13 protein-coding genes are annotated in these 17,880 nt (G+C 64.6%); 9 read left to right on the top strand and 4 right to left on the bottom strand.

Features of this window, described 5'->3' with window-relative positions:
- Nucleotides 1–10 precede the first annotated feature (10 nt).
- From BUF17_RS04565 to BUF17_RS04530, 8 genes are all read left to right on the top strand, one after another.
- On the top strand, nt 11–5,014 hold the full coding sequence (locus BUF17_RS04565; RefSeq protein WP_073626121.1) for a glycosyltransferase: 5,004 nt from the start codon (nt 11–13) through the stop codon (nt 5,012–5,014).
- A gap of 292 nt (nt 5,015–5,306) precedes the next feature.
- Nucleotides 5,307–6,368, top strand: coding sequence for a CDP-glucose 4,6-dehydratase (gene rfbG / locus BUF17_RS04560; RefSeq protein ID WP_073626119.1), 1,062 nt, complete (start codon nt 5,307–5,309; stop codon nt 6,366–6,368).
- Complete coding sequence (locus BUF17_RS04555) at nt 6,368–7,303, top strand: NAD-dependent epimerase/dehydratase family protein (protein ID WP_073626116.1); 936 nt, start codon at nt 6,368–6,370, stop codon at nt 7,301–7,303. Before rfbG ends, BUF17_RS04555 begins: the two co-directional genes overlap by 1 nt.
- Complete coding sequence (locus tag BUF17_RS04550; protein WP_073626114.1) at nt 7,300–8,325, top strand: glycosyltransferase family 2 protein; 1,026 nt, start codon at nt 7,300–7,302, stop codon at nt 8,323–8,325. The genes BUF17_RS04555 and BUF17_RS04550 overlap by 4 nt, the downstream gene beginning before the upstream one ends.
- Nucleotides 8,322–9,092 (top strand): glucose-1-phosphate cytidylyltransferase, encoded by a 771-nt coding sequence (gene rfbF, locus BUF17_RS04545; RefSeq protein ID WP_073626112.1) that lies wholly within the window; start codon nt 8,322–8,324, stop codon nt 9,090–9,092. The genes BUF17_RS04550 and rfbF overlap by 4 nt, the downstream gene beginning before the upstream one ends.
- 5 nt (nt 9,093–9,097) lie before the next feature.
- Complete coding sequence (locus BUF17_RS04540; RefSeq protein ID WP_073626110.1) at nt 9,098–9,829, top strand: class I SAM-dependent methyltransferase; 732 nt, start codon at nt 9,098–9,100, stop codon at nt 9,827–9,829.
- Nucleotides 9,826–10,254, top strand: a complete 429-nt coding sequence (locus tag BUF17_RS04535) for a GtrA family protein (protein ID WP_073626108.1) — start codon at nt 9,826–9,828, stop codon at nt 10,252–10,254. Before BUF17_RS04540 ends, BUF17_RS04535 begins: the two co-directional genes overlap by 4 nt.
- A 168-nt stretch (nt 10,255–10,422) precedes the next feature.
- Nucleotides 10,423–12,036 (top strand): hypothetical protein, encoded by a 1,614-nt coding sequence (locus BUF17_RS04530; RefSeq protein ID WP_073626106.1) that lies wholly within the window; start codon nt 10,423–10,425, stop codon nt 12,034–12,036.
- 90 nt (nt 12,037–12,126) lie between these two features.
- Here BUF17_RS04530 and BUF17_RS04525 read toward each other — a convergent pair whose 3' ends face one another.
- From BUF17_RS04525 to gmd, 4 genes are all read right to left on the bottom strand, one after another.
- Nucleotides 12,127–13,281 carry a glycosyltransferase family 4 protein gene (locus BUF17_RS04525; protein ID WP_073626104.1) on the bottom strand — a complete coding sequence of 385 codons (1,155 nt, stop codon included), beginning with the start codon at nt 13,279–13,281 and terminating at the stop codon, nt 12,127–12,129.
- 2 nt (nt 13,282–13,283) lie between these two features.
- Nucleotides 13,284–15,116: a glycosyltransferase gene (locus BUF17_RS04520; protein WP_073626102.1), complete on the bottom strand. Its 1,833-nt coding sequence runs from the start codon at nt 15,114–15,116 to the stop codon at nt 13,284–13,286.
- A 132-nt stretch (nt 15,117–15,248) separates the two neighbouring features.
- Nucleotides 15,249–16,214 (bottom strand): GDP-L-fucose synthase, encoded by a 966-nt coding sequence (gene fcl / locus BUF17_RS04515; protein WP_073626100.1) that lies wholly within the window; start codon nt 16,212–16,214, stop codon nt 15,249–15,251.
- A gap of 1 nt (nt 16,215) precedes the next feature.
- The gene (gene gmd, locus BUF17_RS04510) at nt 16,216–17,298 is read right to left on the bottom strand and encodes a GDP-mannose 4,6-dehydratase (RefSeq protein ID WP_073626098.1); all 1,083 of its coding nucleotides are present in this window, start codon (nt 17,296–17,298) and stop codon (nt 16,216–16,218) included.
- Nucleotides 17,299–17,742: 444 nt separating this feature from the next.
- Here gmd and BUF17_RS04505 point away from each other — a divergent pair.
- Nucleotides 17,743–17,880: sugar phosphate nucleotidyltransferase (locus tag BUF17_RS04505; protein ID WP_139282417.1), on the top strand; the 138-nt coding region annotated here is incomplete at its 3' end.

The raw sequence follows: 17,880 nt of genomic DNA, 5'->3' as shown, positions 1-17,880 counted from the left end.
GGTTCTTTAGATGATCATCATTGCTCATGGAATGCCGAAGTCGGGCTCCACATTCCTCTACCAGGTTCTTGGCGATCTATCCTATATCCACAACAATGCCGATGCTCGAGAGATCCGGGAGAAATATCTCTCGAAACCCGCCGATCACTATCAGGACTTCTACCTGACGATCGACGACGAGGTCCTGAAGGAGGTCGTCGAGCGGATTCCGGCGGACGTATTCTACGTCATCAAGACCCACGGAATGATCTCGGATTACGCCAAGGAGCAGGCGGCGCGCGGCAACATCAAGATCTTCTACAGCTATCGCGATCCGCGCGATGTCGCACTCTCCATGCTCGACGCCGGCCGCGCCGAGCGCGCGCAGAATCTCGACCGGTTCTTTCATCAGTTCCGCGAGGCCAAGGACGTCTGCGATTCGATCAAGCTCGCGTTCACCTGCGTCGAGCCGCTGATGAACGCGCCGCGGCTGCACGATATTCCCTACTTCGCCATCGCCAACAATCAGACGTGGGTCATCGAGCACGTCTCGGATCTTCTCGGCATGAAGCCGGCCGCGGCCACGCTGGTGGAGAAATACAAGCCGGAGAGCAACACCGATCGGATCGTCGAGTTCAACAAGGGCGTCTACGATCGGTTTCTGGACGAGCTTGAACCGCGCGACATCAAATATCTCTCCGAGGTTCTCGACCACGAGATCAAGCTGGTCGACGACGCCTCTCTCACCTTTGCCGCGAGGGAAGGGTTTTCGGGGCCCTATGCCGAACTCGTCGCGAAGCGCGACAGGGCCCTTGCGCTCTCCTTCGAAGCCGCGACGCTGACACCCGTCCAGCGTCTGTCTCGCCGTGTGGCGAGGTTCTTCGGCAAGCCGGCCGCCGCGCCGACGCCGGTGTCGCCTGCCGCCCCGACGGTCTGCATCGTCACCCCGGTCTTCAACGGGGCAAAGTTCATCGACGCCACGATTGCCTCCGTCGTGAATCAGGTCGGCGACTTTGTGCTGCACTACCACATCCAGGACGGAGGCTCGACGGACGAGACGGCCGCGATCGTCGACAGATGGATCCGCCTCAACAAGTCCGGCCTGTTGCCGAAATTCTGTCGGGAGGTGCACATCACCTTCGCATCGGAGCCCGACAAGGGCATGTACGATGCGATCAACAAGGGCGTCGCGCGCGCATTGCCGCCAGGTCCCGATGTACTGATGGGCTGGATCGGATCCGACGACCTCGTCGCCCCCGGTGCCTTCGCCACGATCTTCGCGATCTGCCGTCTTTATCCCGATGTCAGACTGATCGGGGGGCGTGTCGCGCTGCTCGACGAGGGCGGCAGCATCACCACGCTTGAGCCCGTTGGCGTCTTCTCCCGCCGCTGCATGTCCGCCGGTCTCTACGACGGCCGCGCCATGCCGTTCATCATGCAGGAGGGAACATTCTGGTTCTCCAGCCTGTGGCGCGAACTCGGCGGGCTCGACACGAGTTTCCGCCTGGCGGGGGACTGGGACTTGTGGCGTCGGATGGCGCGGTTGACGCACTACGTGTCCGTCGACAGCGTTCTCGGCTTTCACCGCCGCCGCAAGGGGCAGTTGTCGAGCCAGATGGACCGGTACTATGCCGAGGTCGATCGTGTGCTGGACGAGCCCTACACGGAGCCGTCCAGGGTCTATTCCGGCACGAAGATGCTGTCGGAGCCCGATGATCCGCCGTCTTGCGGGCGGGACGACTACGACCGCATCAAGGTCGAGTTCCAGCGCATGCGCTCGGACATCGCCAGCTTCCCCGAAAGCCCCCACGCCGCCACCGCCATCCGCTACGATTCCAGCGGCCGCACATGGCTCCGCATGGACGCCTATGCCTCCCCGCCGCGGCCGGTGGCGGTGATGAAGGCCAGCGGAACAGTGACCAGGCTTCCCGTCCTGCCGACGACGGGCTTTCTGCCGCCGCAGGGGCCGGTGCGCGACCACTATTATCTCGGCGACGGCTGCCGGTGGATGAATGTCAGCCCGGCCCTCGGCGAGGTCATCGTCCCGCGAACCGGCCGCTACATGGTCACGTTCTCCGGACGGTCCGGGCTTCCCGAACAGCGGCTCGCCCTCAGTGTCGACGGCCGCCGCATCGCCCGCTTCATGCCGACGGGCGTCGGGTTCGACGGCGAGATCGAATGGCGCGCCGAATGCATCCTTCCCGCCGGGCGGAGGGTGTTCTCGATGGAGGCCGTGGACAGTGCCGTCAGCGAGGCCTTCTTCCTCCTCACGGGCTGGTGGATCGAGGAACGGACGTCGGAGAACGTGCGCCGCCACGACACGGTCGATCCGGTTGCGCTGCCGATTTCAGCGCCGCTGGACGGCGCAGGCGTCCGTCAGCATCCGCGCATCTCGGTCGTCGTCTCCGCTTCCGGCGTCCCCGAGGCGCTGGACGACACCATCCGGTCGGTCCTCGGACAGGGCTATCCGGATCTCGAACTGATCGTCGCCGGCGGCGAGGGCGACGAGGTCCGCTTCGTCCTCGACGGCTATGGAAGGGCGGTCACGCATCATCTGCCGAGGCCGGTTGGCGACAGCGGCACGCCTGCGCTCGCCGGGCTGCGCCGGGCGAGCGGCGCCCTTCTGGTCTGGCTGGAAGCCGGCGAGGTGCTGTTCGACGGCGCCCTACACGCTGCCGCGATCGCGGCATCCCTGGGTGACGACCTGATCGCCGGGCTGTGCGAGCTTCACGACGACGCCGGTGATACCGTTCTGCGCCGCCTGCCCTGCCTGCCGGCCGGAACGCTGTCGCCCGGCGACGTGCTCGACGTGGAGGGCGGCTGGCTTGAGGGGCGTGTTTTCGATCGGCCCGCGGTTTTCTTCAGACGGGAGATCTTCGCGCGGGTCGAGGGGCGCCTCGACGAAGGCCTGCGGCATGTGTCCGATTTCGACCTGTGGGCCCGTATGGCCGAAGCGGGAGCACGCATTCGGGTCATCGGCTATCCGATCGCGCGGCGGCATGTCCCACCCATACGCTCGGTGTGCGACAGCGAGGCCCATCTCGCCGAACTCGTGGAGCACGGCGGGAGGCTGAGGGCCGAATTCGGCATGGACCACCCCTCCATGCCGGTCAGGCCCCCGCGCCATCTCAAGGTGGCCGCCCTCAGCGCTTCGGGGCCGGGACGCGAGGCCGCCGCCTTCACGACGACGGCGCGGGCGCTTGCCCTGTTGGGCCATACCGTCAGGTCTTTTCTGACGACAGCGGACGACGACGCGGACGGCCTGCGGTCGGCAACGCGAGCCATCGCGGACGGCGGCTTCGACGCGGTGCTCGTCGATGCATCGGCTCTGGCATCGGGGAAGCCCGGTGGTGGGTTCGGCCTGCCGACCATCACCTGTGTTGACGAGCCCTGGTGGCGCAGCCGGGATGCGCAAGAAGGCGCGGGACGGCTTGCCGCCATCGGATCATCTCTCGTGCTCACGAGCGAGGAGGAGGTGGCCGCTGTTCTGGGCAAAGCCCTCGATGTGCCGGTGCGCAGTCTTGCCGCGTCGGTCGATGCCGGCGTCTTCACGCCGGGCAGCCGCGCGCGGGCGCGTCAGTTGCTGGCCTTGCCTGAAGACCACCTCATCGTGGTGATGGACGGCAGCAATGCCGCGGGCGCGACGGCGCTCCTGCCCGTCCTGTCCGCGGCAGCCGCCGCGCTGCGGTCGACGGCAGCGACGATCGTTGTTGTGGACAGCGATTCTCCGCCGCCGGATGGCTTCGGGCAGCACAATGGTGCCTTGCCGGTCGTGTCGGTCGCAACAGACGCGCGGGAAGAGACGGTCGCGCTCTATTGTCAGGCTGCCGATATCGCCGTGCTGCCAAGTGCGCGTCACCCTGGCCGGATCGCGATCGAGGCGGCCGCCTGTGGAACGCCGGTGATCTCGTTCGCCGAGGACGGCACCGTGCAGGTCTGCCCCGAAGCGAGGCTGGGCATGCGGACCTGCGATGCTGGCGCGTTGACCGAGGCCATCGGCCGCCTCGCGGCGGATGCCGCCTTGCGGTGGGAGGTCGGCGTGCACGGCAGGTTGAATGCCATCAACGGACATTGTCTGGAGATGGGTGCGGTGCGCCTGCTGACACTGCTGGAGAGCGTGGGAGGACTGGGGCTGGGTTTGCCTCCGATCGTGAACCTGACGACCGCGCCTGCATCCCTCTCGATTGCGTCGCAGGTGTTCGCGAGCGGCATCTTCACGGCTTCGGAACCGTGGATACCGGTAGCCGGTATCGCGCGCTGCGCCTCGGTCGTTCCCGCCGGCCAGTCAACGGCCGTCGCTGAGGATTCGGCCGGCGGCTTGTGCTGGCTTGGAAGCAACGGCGTGCTGCTGCTACGGGCCGAAGAGGATGGCGACCACCTCGTCCAGCTCTGCGGATATGCCGGCGGGCAGGGGGAGCAACTCTCCATTGTCGTCAATGGCGGTCCGCCGCAGGTCGCCGGGCGCCGGACGCCCGCATCGGAGGGCCTGGTGGAGTTCCGGCTGCGGGCACGTCTTCGCGCCGGCTTCAACCGGATGGAATTCTCGTTCTCGGCGGCGGCGCCGTTCTCCGATCCCGGGCAGGCGTATGCTCTCGTCGCGCTGCGGGCCTGGCGGGCAAGCGAGAACCTCTCCGGCTACTTCATCGACGGCCAGACCCGCTACGAGCGCGGCTTCGGAGCGGCCGAGGGACCCTTCCCGCAATTCGGGCTTCCCAAGCCATTCTACTGGATGGCCGGCCTGCATGGCGAAGTCTGGCTTCGCAGCGCAGTGCAGGGCTCGCGCGAGATCGAGCTTCAGGTGCGCAACAATAATCCCGGCCAGACCGTCGAGGTCCGTCTAGGAGGCCTGCGTCTCGGCACGTTCAGTCTACAGGAGACGGACATCGGCTCTCTCATCCGTCTTCGCTGCAAGGCTTCGTTCGACATCGGCGATCACCCGTTGGCAATCGAGGCATCGCGGATGTGGCCGGCGGACGCCTCCGGCCGGGAACTTTCCTTCATGATCGAAGATATAGTCTTCGTCGATGAAGAGTAGTTCACTTGCGTCGATATCTTCGCCGGCGAGCGAGGCCTGAATGCCCGTGACAGGGCTGGTCTGGACGCGTGGTTCAATCGCTTGGATATGGATGTTGAAAGATACGTGAACATACGGTCCCTGCGCAGAGGAACGAAAATAATGCTTCATTGTTGTGATGGAGATACGGAGGATTTCCTCACTCCGCGTTGTTGACTGGTATGATTCCCGCTTGTAAGTGTGACGCCGTATCCCTTTTTCCATCCGCCGGATGTGTGACCACAGGTCGGTGAGATCGTGCAGACGATTGCAGATGAGAACCTATAACGGCATCCGTGCGCTCGTGACGGGTCACACCGGCTTCAAGGGAAGCTGGCTGTGCTCGTGGCTGAAGCGCGAGGGGGCGGTTGTCGCGGGGCTTGCGCTCGCGCCACCTGACGGCTCGCCGAGCCTGTTCGATGAGGCGAACGTTGCCGAGGGGATGGAATCCCACATCGGCGACATCCGCGATTTCGCCCTTGTGAGCGGCGTCGTCGAAGCGTTCTCGCCGCAGATCATCTTCCATCTGGCCGCCCAGCCTCTCGTCCGTCATTCCTACCGTGCGCCGATCGAAACCTTCGGCTCAAACGTCATGGGCACGCTGCATGTGCTGGAGGCGGCACGCAGCTGCGCATCGGTCAAGGCGATCGTCTGCGTCACCACGGACAAGGTCTACGAGAGTCGCGAATGGCCCTGGGGCTATCGCGAGACCGACGTGCTCGGCGGCAAGGATCCCTACAGCGCCAGCAAGGCCTGCGCCGAACTCGTGGCCGCGTGCTACCGGCAGACGATGCTGCCGATGGCCGGCGAAATCTGCCTGGCCACGGCACGCGGCGGCAACGTGATCGGTGGCGGCGACTGGTCGGAAGACCGCCTGATTCCAGACATCATGCGTGCGCTTCAGGTGCGGGAGCCGGTCGTCCTGCGCAATCCGGGTGCCGTGCGTCCCTGGCAGCATGTCCTCGAACTCGTCCATGCCTACCTGCATCTCGGAGAGCGTCTTCTCGCCGGGGACAAGCAGTCGACCGGGAACTGGAATTTCGGGCCCGGCCACGAGAACGAAGTGACCGTCGGCGAACTCGTCTCTGCCATTATGGATGCGTGGCAGGACGACGCGGTGCCCGTTTCCATCGAGCCGTCGTCGCTGGTCGAGACCGGCTACCTGCGGCTCGACAATTCGAAGGCCCGCCAGCAGCTGGGTTGGGCGCCGGTGCTGGGCTTCTCCGAGACCATCGCGATGACGGCCCGGTGGTATCGCGCCCGCGAGCTCGGCAGCCCGGTCGCGACCCTTGTCGCGGAGCAGATCGATTCCTATCGCCGCCAAAGGGGTCTCTGATGGCGGGGCGCGCCCTCGTCACAGGCGCGAGCGGCTTCATCGGCCGCGCGCTGACGGCGGAACTGCTGCGGCAGGGATGGAGCGTCGTGGCGGTGGGGCGCGAGGCTGCGGGCCTGCCCCGGGGCGCGGAAGCGATCGGCGTGGCGCGCTATGATGACACGACGCTCTCCGCGGCCCTGCGGGACATCCGGTGTGACGTCGTGTTTCACCTCGCCGCCTACGGGGTCACGCCCAGCGCCCGCGATCCCGGCCTGATGTTTGACGTCAACGTGGCGGGAACGGCCGCGGTCGTCCGGACGGCGGCGCGCCTCGGCGCCCGGGCCGTGGTCTATGCCGGATCGAGCGCCGAATATATCGAAGCGCCCCATGGAACGGCGATCGCGGAAGATTATCCCATCACGACCAGTGCCCTCTACGGCGCCGCCAAGGCTGCTGGTGGGCTCTGGGGCAGGGCGGTCGCCGCGCAGGAGGGCCTCGTCTTCCAGTGGCTGCGGGTGTTCGGCGTATTCGGGCCGGGGGAGGCGCCTCACCGGCTGTTTCCGGCGATCGCTGCGAAGCTCACGCGGGACGAGCCGGTCGACCTTTCCCCCGGCGATCAGATCCGCGATCTGCTTTATGTCGACGATGTCGTGTTGGCGCTGCTGCTCGGGGCAATGGCCGCTCTTGACGGAAAGGCCGGGCCTTTCAATCTCTGCTCAGGGCTGCCCGTGAGCATCAGGGATGTCGCGCTCGCGTTGGCTGATGCGCTCGGCAAGCCGCATGACCTGCTGCGCTTCGGAGCAATATCCTACCGGCCGGACGAGAACCTCTGGCTCCTGGGCAACGCCGCGCGTTTTCGCGAGGCGACCGGCTTCCGGCCGCGTTTCGACATCGCGCAGGCGGCACGGCACTTCGTCCGCCAATACGAATCCCCGCAGGCCGGAGAGCGGACATGACGGACAGCACCGATCCCGCCCGCAAGCTGATCTCGATCTGCGTGCCCGTGTTCAACGAGCAGGACAACATTCTGCCGTTCTACGAGCGGATGCGGCCGCTGATGGACTCGCTTGCGGATCGCTACGCCTTCGAAATCCTGTTCACCGACAATCACAGCAGCGACGACACCTTCGTGCGGCTGGCGGAACTGGCGGCCAGGGACCGCCGGGTCAGGGTGTTGCGTTTCTCCCGGAATTTCGGCTTCCAGCGGTCGATCTTCACCAACTATGTGAACTGCCGCGGCGACGCCGCGATCCAGATCGATGTCGACCTGCAGGATCCGCCGGAGATCCTGCCTGAGTTCCTCGCCCTCTGGGAGCAGGGCTACAAGGTCGTCTACGGCGTGAGGCGCAGCCGACCGAATGAGAACTGGCTGCTGCACCGCGTCCGCAAGCTGTTCTACCGCGGCATCGACCTCCTGAGCGAGGATCCGTTGCCGCATGATGCCGGCGACTTCCGGCTGATCGATCGCTGTATCGTTGAGGAACTCAGGCGCTATTCCGACCAGCAGCCCTACCTGCGGGGATTGATCGCCGCCATGGGCTTCAAGCAGATCGGTATCGTCTACGACCGCTCCGCCCGCGAGCGCGGCAGCAGCAAATTCAATCTCCGCAAGCTCGCCAGTCTCGCGCTCGACGGCATCTTCCATCACTCCGTCATTCCGCTGCGGATCGCGACCTTCACCGGTCTTGCGATGTTCCTCATCGCGGCTGTGGCGTCGCTCTACTATATCTTCGGCAAGCTTCTCGCCCCATCCGATTGGCCACCCGGCATTGCCAGCAATACGATTCTTTTGCTGTTCTCTATCGGCATGAACGGGATCTTCCTGGGGATCATCGGCGAATATATCGGCCGTATCTACAAGAACGTGAAGTCCATGCCGCTGACGATCATCGAGACGGCGGTCGATCACACCGGGGGCGGAGCCGACCCGCGCGAGACGCCCGCGTCGGGCACATTGGTCGAGGGAGGCCTGTCATGAAAGTCGTCATCCTGGCAGGCGGTCTCGGTACCCGCCTTTCCGAAGAAACCGAATTGCGTCCCAAGCCCCTGGTGGAAATCGGGGGGAAGCCGATCCTGTGGCATATCATGAAGATATACGCCTCGGCGGGCTTCAGCGAATTCATCATCTGCTGCGGATACAAGGGGCAGATGATCAAGAATTACTTCGTGAACTATTTCATGGAGAACTACGACATAACTGTCGATCTGGGCGCGAATCAGGTCGATTTTCACGGGAATCCCAGCGAGAGCTGGAAGGTCACGCTGGTCGATACCGGAATCGACAGCATGACCGGCGGTCGCGTCAGGCGCATTGCCCGCTATCTCGACGGTGAGCCGTTCTGCCTGACCTATGGCGACGGCGTCGCCGAGATCGATATCCGGGCGGTGGTCGACTTCCACAAGGCGCATGGGCGCAAGGCGACGATCACCGCCGTACCCTCTCCGGGGCGGTTCGGCATCCTGGAATTCGGCGAAGCGGAGATGGTGCAGCGCTTCCGTGAGAAGCCAAGCCAGGAGATGGGCTGGATCAACGGCGGGTTCTTCGTTCTCGACCCCTCCGTCATCGACTATATTGACGGCGATGAAACGACGTGGGAGCGGGAGCCGCTGGAACGTCTGGCGGCTGCGAACGAACTCGTCGCGTTCCGCCACACCGGATTCTGGCATCCCATGGACACGTTGCGGGACAAGCGCGAACTCGAGCACATGTGGCAGTCCGGCAAGGCACCCTGGAAAGTCTGGTGAACGGGATGGACCCCAAGCAGCGCTCGGTGGCGCAGGAATTCGACACCTACAAGACGAGCTATCGCGATGCGGTGAACGCATCGCTCGGCTTCTCGGGTCTCGACGTCGATTTCTTCACCCGGGTGAAGGCGGACTATCTCCGCGACCTGCTGGCTGCGGCGTTCGGAGACGTCGCGGGCCTCGACGTGATCGATATCGGCTGCGGCGTCGGCAACTATCACAAGCTGCTGCAGCCGAAGGTTGGGACGCTTACCGGTGTCGACGTGGCCGCGGAATGCGTCGAGCAGGCCCGCATCGAGAACCCCGGCGTGCGCTATGAGAGCTACGATGGCACGCGGCTGCCCTATCCCGACGCGAGCTTCGACGCGGCCTTCACCATCTGCGTGATGCACCATGTGCCTCCCGCCGCCTGGGCCAACTTCACGCGGGAGGCGCTCCGGGTGCTTCGCCCGGGCGGACTGTTCGCGGTGTTCGAGCACAATCCCCTGAACCCGCTCACCATGCGGGTCGTCAACCGGTGTCCGTTCGACAAGGACGCGGTGCTCCTGCGCAAGGGCGAGGTCGTCGGGCTTCTCGACAAGGCAGGCTTCGAGGAGGTCACGCCGCGGTTCATCCTGTCGATCCCGGCGGCTAACGCGCCGCTGCGCGCGGTCGACCGGCTGTTTTCCCGCCTTCCATTCGGCGCGCAGTACTATGTGACCGGGAAGCGGCCCGGCGGCGGACAGCCGACCCGATGACGCGCGGAACGGTCGGGTCGCGACGCATCGCCGGTGTCGACCGCGCCCTGCTCGGGCGCCTCGTGCGCTTTGCCATGACCGGAGGAGCCGCCTCGGCCGTTTATGCGGTATGCGCCTTCGTCGGCGTGGACATGCTCGGGCTCAGCGGCCTTGTTTCGAGCATTGTCGCCTATCTCATCGCGATACCAGTTTCCTTCGCCGGGCAGAAATACTGGACCTTTCGCGCGACAGGCGACCTGTCCTACGAACTGCCCCGGTTCTTCGCCGTCCAGATCTCGTGCCTGATCGCGTCCGCGCTCATCATGACGATCCTGGTCGATATTCTGCACCTCAGCCATGTCCTGGGCGTGGCTGCGGTCATCGTCGCCATACCCGCCGCCAGCTACATCCTGATGTCTCGCGGCGTCTTCGGAAAGCGATCCTAGAGCATATCCTTGCCGTTCAGATCGAACCGATCTGAACGGCAAGGATATGCTCTAGGTTTTGAATCTGGAGCGATTTCTTGTCGATCTGATGAGTCCATCAGATCGGAAAGCGCTCCAGTCCGTCGTGAGCGCATGTCGCGCGGGTTGATTCAGTAAGGGAGATTGATCGTGCAGGGGCAATCGAGAGCGGCGCGGCTTTTCCTGGCGGCATTCTGCGCGCTGTTCTTCGCGGTCTCGTTCTCCTACATCATTAGGGCCGGAAGGCTGACGCTCGTTCCGATCTATGACGATGTGTCCTATCTCAACGATGCCATATCGCGCCTGACCTATTTCGATGCTGGCGGCATCCTGGGCTTCCTGAAGAGCTTCACCTTTATGCCGGCCCATTCCCCGGTGCTGGCGGTCATCGGCACGTTGGGCTTCCTGTTCGGCGCAGAGCAATATGCGGCGCCCTACGCCTTCAACGGCGTCTGGCTCGTCGTGATGGCACTGCTCGCCTGGCGCACGCTGGACAGTCTGCCGGACTGGAGCCGCGTCGGCATCATCGTGGCGATGTTCGCCGCCCCGATGTTCGGCTTCCTGATCTCGGAATTCCGCCCGGACATCGGATGGGGCCTGCTCGTCGGGTTCAGCGTGGTCCTGACCGCGTCGGCGGACCTCACCGGCATGCGATATCCGGCCGCGATCCGCCTCGGATTGCTGATCGGCCTCGCCATCCTCACCAAGCCGTCCGGCATGCCGGTCGCCATCGTCGTGATCGGCTCGGGGATCGTGCTGCAGGCAGCGGCGTGCTTCCTGCTCGACCGCCGCACCGGGTTCGCACCGGTCCTGCGCCGGTCCGCGTCGCTGATCGCGACGGCACTGGCACCGATCATCCTCTATCTGTGCTTCAGCTGGGAACACGTCTGGGAGTACGTCTACGCCGCGCTGGTCACCGACAAGGACGTGTGGACGACCCGCGCGTCGCTCTGGGGGCACATCTCGTTCTACCTGAACCATTTCAACGGAACGATCCTGCTCGGCTGGTTCTGGTATGCGTGCCTGCCGATCTGGGCGGCCTGCCTCGTCGTCCTCGCGGCCGGCAGACACTACGCTCTCCTCGTACGGTTCTGCCTGTTGCTTCTGACGGTGTTCGTCGCGTACGCGCTCCCGACGGCCAGCGTGATGAAGACGTTCCATCTCGGCAGCATCTTCTATGGTCCGGTCATCGCCGCTTCCGTCTACGCGCTGGGGCTGATCGCATCGTCGCTGAAGCTGTCGCCCAAGATCGTCCTCGCCATCGGTGCGGCGATCTTCGTCGTCGCCTGGACGCCGAAGACCGGCAATCTCGGACGCGACAATCCGACGATGGTCGTCGTCAACAAGGCCAACGAGGCGATTTTCCCGACGATCATCGAGAAGATGCAGAGCAGGGCGCCCGGGCAGCCGCCGGTGACGCTGTTCTTCTCGGTCCCCGGACCTGCATACGACGCGACGATCGATTTCTGGGCGCGTCAGCAGCGCCAGTTCGGGCGTTATCTGACGGGGTACACCTGGACGGACTGGGCGCAGTATCTCGATGCCATCAAGCAGTCCGACATCGTCGTGGCGGCGGATGAGGGCACCATCGGCCAGCCGGGCAATTTCAGCTTCCCGAGTGTCGGCTTTCAGGGCCGCATCATCGATACGCTGCGGAACGATCCCGCATTCGAGACAAAGCGTGCCTTCGTCGATCCGCAGGGCCGCGCGGTGTGGCTGTTCATCCGCAGGGCGTCGTTCCCGCAGACCCCACCTGCATCGTGAAACGACGCGGGCGGCGGGGCCGCCGGCGATGGTGCTTGACGCCGGTCCGATCGACTGGCGACCAGACCAAACCAAACACGTCCCGCTGCCCTACAGCAGCGGGTCGACCGCTTCCTGGATCAGGCGCACGCGGCGCCACTCGGCGTGGAAGGCCTGGGACTCCGCGGTCTTGCCGTCTTCCAGCGCATTCTGCAGCTGCGTGTGGACGGCGCGAGCGAGCACATCCCAATCGAACGAGGCGACGCGCCTGAAGCCGGCGGCGATCAACCGCTCCCGGGTCGCGGGATCGCGGACGTTCCGCATCGCCTCGCGCAGCTCCCGGACGTCCTTGCCCGAGATCAGCAGGGCGGCGTCGCCGGCGACCTCGCCGAGCGAGCCCAGCTCGGTGGTGATCACCGGGCATCCCGAGGACATCGCCTCGGTCAGCGGCATTCCGAACCCTTCATAGAGCGAAGGAAACACCAGCGCCTCGGCGCCGGCATAGGCGAGGCAAAGCTCGTCGTCGGTCAGGTGCACGTGATGCACCCGCGTTCCCGGCTGCAGGTCCTCGCACCATTCTGCGGGCACCTTGGGCTCTCCGCCGACGCACAGGATATCGGCATCGACGCCGGGCAGGTTCTGCATCGCCTTGAACATCAGCACGGCATTCTTGTAGCCATGGGTCTGTTCACGCGAGCCGACGTGGATGAAATACGGCCTGTCGAGGCCGTATCGCGCCCGGAAGGCCGCGATCTCGGCGGCGTCCCGCACGCGGAAATTCGCCTTGTCGAGGCCGCAATGGGCGATTGCGACCCGCTCCTCGGGAATGTCGGGATAGAACTTGAGAAGATCGCTGCGCGTATTCTCCGACACGCAGATGAACCGGCTCGCGTAGGCGATCGCGATTTCCTTCTCCATCCAGCCGCGACCGCTGAAGTCGAACTTGAAGACTTCCGGGATCATGTCATGGATGATGAGCGCCGACGGGACAGTCAGCGGCGTGGTGTAGTAGGTGGAGACGAACACGTCCGCTCCGGCGTCCTCGCAGAACATCTCGAGGAGGCGGGAGTCCGCGGCGCTGCTGTTCCAGGTGTACCGTGGAAACTCGATCTTGCGGATGCCCGGCAGGGGCGGGCTCTTGCCGCGGTCGAGCAGAACGATCTCGGTGTCCGGCAAGCGCGCCATCAGCGGAAGGATGGAGGCCCACACCCGGTAGATGCCGGTGGAGGCAAGCTGAAAGAAGACGCCGTCGACGACGATTTTCATGGTCAGAATTCCCCGACGCGCCCGACGCCAGAAGCTGCCGGCATTTCATGAAGGGCGGCCATGCGCTTCTTGCCCAGAAGACGCAGGGCGTCGTGAGCGATCGAATAATGCGGAACGCCGACGAGGCCGTCCGGCGAAACGCCGACTTCCTCCGCGAACTTCGTCCGCGACATCGTGAGGTAGGGCGACGTCAGCTTTCGGCAATATTTCTGCATGTTGCGGCGGGATTCGATCATCCCACGGGAATCGGCTCTCGTCGAAAGGCCTTCCGGATTCTGGAAATAGACCACATGCGGCGTGTTGATCTTGTGGAATTCCTTGCCGGCCACCCGGCAGCGCAGCCAGAACTCCGCGTCGCCCGCCGACTTCAGCGTGGTGTCGAACAATCCGAGCTCGTCATGGAGGGTTCGGCGCCAGACCGGGGCGTTGTGGGGCGAATTGTAGGCGATCAGGTTGTTGGTCGTGATGATCGGCAGGTCGCTTCGGAAACCGCAGCGCTCGACGTCCTCGAAAGAGAAGGCGTGGTCGAAGCTGTACAGGAAGTCCTGGTAGGCGATGTCCGCGTAGGCGAACTCGTCAAGGGCGCGCGCCTGCAGCTCGAACGAGTCGTTCCGCCTGAGGTCGTCGAGGTTGGTGTTCGTCAGGTAGCGCCCGCGCGACAGCTCGACGCCGACATTCCAGGCGTCGTAGATGCCGATCCGGTAGTTCATGCGCTTGTAGACGATGTTCGGATAGACCTTCTGGTACTCCGAGATCAGCTCATGCTCTCCCTCAGGAGAATCGGCATCGATGATGATGAGCTCGCTGCGGTCGAAGATGGTCTGGGACGTGATGTTGTCCAGGAACGCTTCGAGGTATTTCCCGCCGCGATAGAGCGAGGCGATGGCCGAGACGACATATTCGCCGGTGTGCTCGAACGAACGCTCCGAGACAGGCGGCAGGCCGGAGCCTGACTGGCGCGGACCGTCGAGCCCGAGTTCCTTGACGCGCTCGTTCCAGTCGTCGCGCGTCAGATAGCGGTCCGTGCCCATGATCCAGCAACGATCGGGGTCGATCTCGATGCTGCTGTCCTCCTGCTGCCGCTCGACGTGCTGGGCGACGAGGCGCTGCACCAGTTCCTTGCGGCGTTCCGAATCCTCGGAAAGAAACGTCTTCAACCCCTCCAGGTCACGCGGCACGATACCGCCGCCGTTGAGGAGCGCGTCGGAGATCGCAAGCACGAACTCGCCGTCGGACAGGTCGTCGAGCCGCGCATCCTCGGCGCGGCGCAGGGCGGCCTCGGTGCTGCCGTCGATCTCCTGAAAAATCTGGCGGATGGGGATGCCCGCCCGGAAGGCGGACGAATAGTTGGCGAGACCGCCGGGATCGGCCGGTCGGTGCAGGCACTTCTCGTAGGCGAAATTGATGAGGAAGGCGACGTCCTGCTCGGAAAGACCGGACGAGGCCACGGGCTCGTCCGCTTCGGCGCCGCCAGCCGACGCATCGGCGGACGCGTCCGTCCTGAGCGCGGCCACATAGGGCGCGATATCGCGCTCACTGCCCTTCCGGCCTGCATGCCGTTCGTAGACGAAGGCAACGATCGACGACGCGTCGTCGAAGCTGAGGCCACGGCAGGATTTCTCCCGGGCCTCGTCGCTTTCGATCATCCCGTTGATGAAATGGATGACGTCGAGCCCGCCGCGCAGCGCCTGATAGTGATAGAGCAGCCCGTGTGCGTCCGGCTTCCGCTTCAGCACCCGGCCATAGACGAAATCGACCACGAAGATGATGTCGGCGTCCGGAACGGCTGGAGAGTTCAGCAGCAGGCGCGTCCCCGGCTCGGAAGGTGCCGACATGCGCAGCATCCTGCTCAAGCGATGACGGTATGACTGAATCATAGCTTCTCCAGTTTCCCGGCCTTCTTCCGATCAATGGGGGAGACGCGCGCCGTCCTGCCGCTGGCGGGCGGACGGCGTGCGTTCAGGCGTTCAGTGTGCCGGTCCGAGGACACGCTCGGCGTAGTTGGCGTTCAGGAACGCCGTGTAGGCATCGCGGATGCCGGCTTCGAGCGCGATGGAGGGCTTCCATCCAAGGCCGCGCAGCTTGTCCGCGCTCATCAGCTTGCGCGGCGTGCCGTCCGGCTTGCTGGTGTCGCAGACGATGTCGCCGGAGAAGCCGACCACCTTGCAGACAAGCTCCGCCAGTTCGCGGATGGTCACGTCCTCGCCGCTGCCGACATTGACGTGAACCGTGTCGGAATAGACCTTCATCAGGTGCACGCAGGCGTCGGCGCAGTCGTCGACGTGCAGGAACTCGCGGCGCGGGGTGCCCGTGCCCCAGATGGTGATCGAGGCGGCGCCGGCGAGCTTCGCCTCGTGCGCCTTGCGGATCAGCGCCGGCATCACATGGCTGGAGTTCAGATCGAAATTGTCGCCCGGCCCGTAGAGGTTGGTCGGCATCGCCGAGATGAAGTCGGCGCCGTGCTGCTTGCGGTAGGCCTGCGCCAGCTTGATGCCGGCGATCTTGGCGATGGCGTACCACTCGTTGGTCGGCTCGAGCGGCCCGGTCAGCAGGGCATCCTCGACGATCGGTTGCGGGGCGAACTTCGGGTAGATGCAGGAGGAGCCGAGGAACAGCAGCTTCTCGACGCCGACGCGGAACGAGGCCTCGATGATGTTGGCCTCGATCATCAGGTTGTCATAGAGGAAATCGGCCGGATAGGTGTCGTTGGCCATGATGCCGCCGACCTTGGCGGCCGCCAGGAACACGGCATCCGGGCGATTGCGCTCGACCCAGGCGGAGGTCTGCGCCTGGTTCTTCAGGTCGGCATCCGCCCGGCTCGCCGTCAGCACCTCGCAGCCTTCACGCGCCAGCCGACGCACCAGCGCGGAGCCGACCATCCCGCGATGCCCGGCGACCCAGACGCGCTTGCCGGCGAGTGAGTAAGCCGCCATCTCAGGCCTCCTTCATGATCGTTGCCGTCTGCATGACGCGGAGATCCTCCTGCACCATCTCGCGGGCGAGCTCGCGCACGGGGGTCTCATGCTTCCAGCCGAGCTTGGTGTGGGCCTTGGTCGGGTCACCGATGAGGAGATCGACCTCGGTCGGACGGAAATAGCGCGGATCGACGGCGACCAGTTCCCGGCCGCTGGCGGCATCGATGCCGCGCTCGTTCACGCCTTCTCCGGTCCACGTCAGCGTGATGCCGACATCGGCGAACGCCCACTCGACGAAGGTGCGAACCGGGGTGGTCTCGCCGGTTGCGAGAACGTAGTCGTCGGCCTCGTCCTGCTGCAGCATCAGCCACATGCCGCGGACATATTCGCGGGCGTGGCCCCAGTCGCGGCGGGCGTCGAGGTTGCCGAGATAGAGCTTGTCCTGGCGGCCGAGCGAGATCGCCGCGGCGGCGCGGGTGATCTTGCGCGTGACGAAGGTCTCGCCGCGCAGCGGGCTCTCATGGTTGAACAGGATGCCGTTGGAGGCGTGGATGCCGTAGGCCTCGCGGTAGTTGACCACGATCCAGTAGGCGTAGAGCTTTGCCGCGGCATAGGGCGAACGCGGGTAGAATGGGGTCTTCTCGCTCTGCGGCACTTCCTGGACGAGGCCGTAGAGCTCGGAAGTCGAGGCCTGGTAGAAGCGGCTCTTCTTCTCGAGGCCGAGGATGCGGATCGCTTCGAGAAGGCGCAGGGCGCCCACCGCGTCGGCGTTGGCGGTGTATTCCGGCGTCTCGAAGGAAACCTGGACGTGGCTCTGGGCCGCGAGATTGTAGATCTCGTCCGGCTGGCACTGCTGCACGATGCGGATCAGGTTGGTCGAATCCGTCATGTCGCCGTAATGCAACACGAAGCGCGGGTTCTGTTCGTGCGGATCCTGGTAGATGTGCTCGATACGACCGGTGTTGAAGGACGAGGATCGACGCTTGATGCCGTGAACGATGTAGCCCTTCGACAGCAGAAGGTCGGCCAGATATGCGCCGTCCTGACCCGTGATGCCCGTAACGAGAGCAACTTTTCCGTTCAGCTTAACGTCGGTTACCATTATAGTCCCAATTCCCGATCAATGTTCTGATTGTTCGCGCGGCCGAACGCAGCTCGATGCGCTCTAAACTCCATCAAATTTCAAGTCGTCTTGGGCATGTCGGAGCGTCATACTCAGATCGCCGTCAAAAGGACCGTCAAAAGAGTGTTCAGCATCTTCGAGCGTATGAGCAGGTAATAGCCTGTGGCGTCGCCGTATTCGTCGCCAAGGGTTACATCCTGTCCGGCGTGCTTCGTCAAGTCGCGTTCGCGCGCGGCAGATGGGGCCGACACGCATTGGAGACCTCGCCGATGCGAGGGATGGCCGCGGTGAGGGGGAAGGCCCTGATGCGAGGGATGCCGGCCGCCAGGCGGGAAGGCGTCGATAGAAGTGTACAGTGCGGTTCGGCCGCTCTATGAGGTGGCGCGAGAGACTTGCCTGTGATGCGTGGAAGGGAATGCTGTGATGTCTGGAGAGGGAAAGCGGCTTTCGGGTGATGCGGCCGGGGCCGTGACGCCGGTGGTGCTGTCGGGCGGCACGGGAACGCGGCTGTGGCCGCTGTCGCGGGAGGCCTATCCGAAGCAGCTCCTGCCGCTGACGAGC

It is taken from the genome of Pseudoxanthobacter soli DSM 19599, assembly GCF_900148505.1.
In the GTDB taxonomy this organism is placed as follows: Bacteria; Pseudomonadota; Alphaproteobacteria; order Rhizobiales; family Segnochrobactraceae; genus Pseudoxanthobacter; species Pseudoxanthobacter soli.
The sequence above is the reverse complement of the archived record's forward strand: the minus strand, read 5'-3'. Positions and strand labels throughout refer to the sequence as shown.

Excerpts from the sequence above, each read along its gene's own strand:
- BUF17_RS04520 (WP_073626102.1), bottom strand. The coding sequence starts at position 15,116 with ATGTCGGCACCTTCCGAGCCGGGGACGCGCCTGCTGCTGAACTCTCCA.
- rfbG (WP_073626119.1), top strand. The coding sequence starts at position 5,307 with ATGAGAACCTATAACGGCATCCGTGCGCTCGTGACGGGTCACACCGGC.
- BUF17_RS04555 (WP_073626116.1), top strand. The coding sequence starts at position 6,368 with ATGGCGGGGCGCGCCCTCGTCACAGGCGCGAGCGGCTTCATCGGCCGC.
- BUF17_RS04550 (WP_073626114.1), top strand. The coding sequence starts at position 7,300 with ATGACGGACAGCACCGATCCCGCCCGCAAGCTGATCTCGATCTGCGTG.
- fcl (WP_073626100.1), bottom strand. The coding sequence starts at position 16,214 with ATGGCGGCTTACTCACTCGCCGGCAAGCGCGTCTGGGTCGCCGGGCAT.
- BUF17_RS04535 (WP_073626108.1), top strand. The coding sequence starts at position 9,826 with ATGACGCGCGGAACGGTCGGGTCGCGACGCATCGCCGGTGTCGACCGC.
- gmd (WP_073626098.1), bottom strand. The coding sequence starts at position 17,298 with ATGGTAACCGACGTTAAGCTGAACGGAAAAGTTGCTCTCGTTACGGGC.
- BUF17_RS04565 (WP_073626121.1), top strand. The coding sequence starts at position 11 with ATGATCATCATTGCTCATGGAATGCCGAAGTCGGGCTCCACATTCCTC.
- BUF17_RS04525 (WP_073626104.1), bottom strand. The coding sequence starts at position 13,281 with ATGAAAATCGTCGTCGACGGCGTCTTCTTTCAGCTTGCCTCCACCGGC.
- BUF17_RS04540 (WP_073626110.1), top strand. The coding sequence starts at position 9,098 with ATGGACCCCAAGCAGCGCTCGGTGGCGCAGGAATTCGACACCTACAAG.
- rfbF (WP_073626112.1), top strand. The coding sequence starts at position 8,322 with ATGAAAGTCGTCATCCTGGCAGGCGGTCTCGGTACCCGCCTTTCCGAA.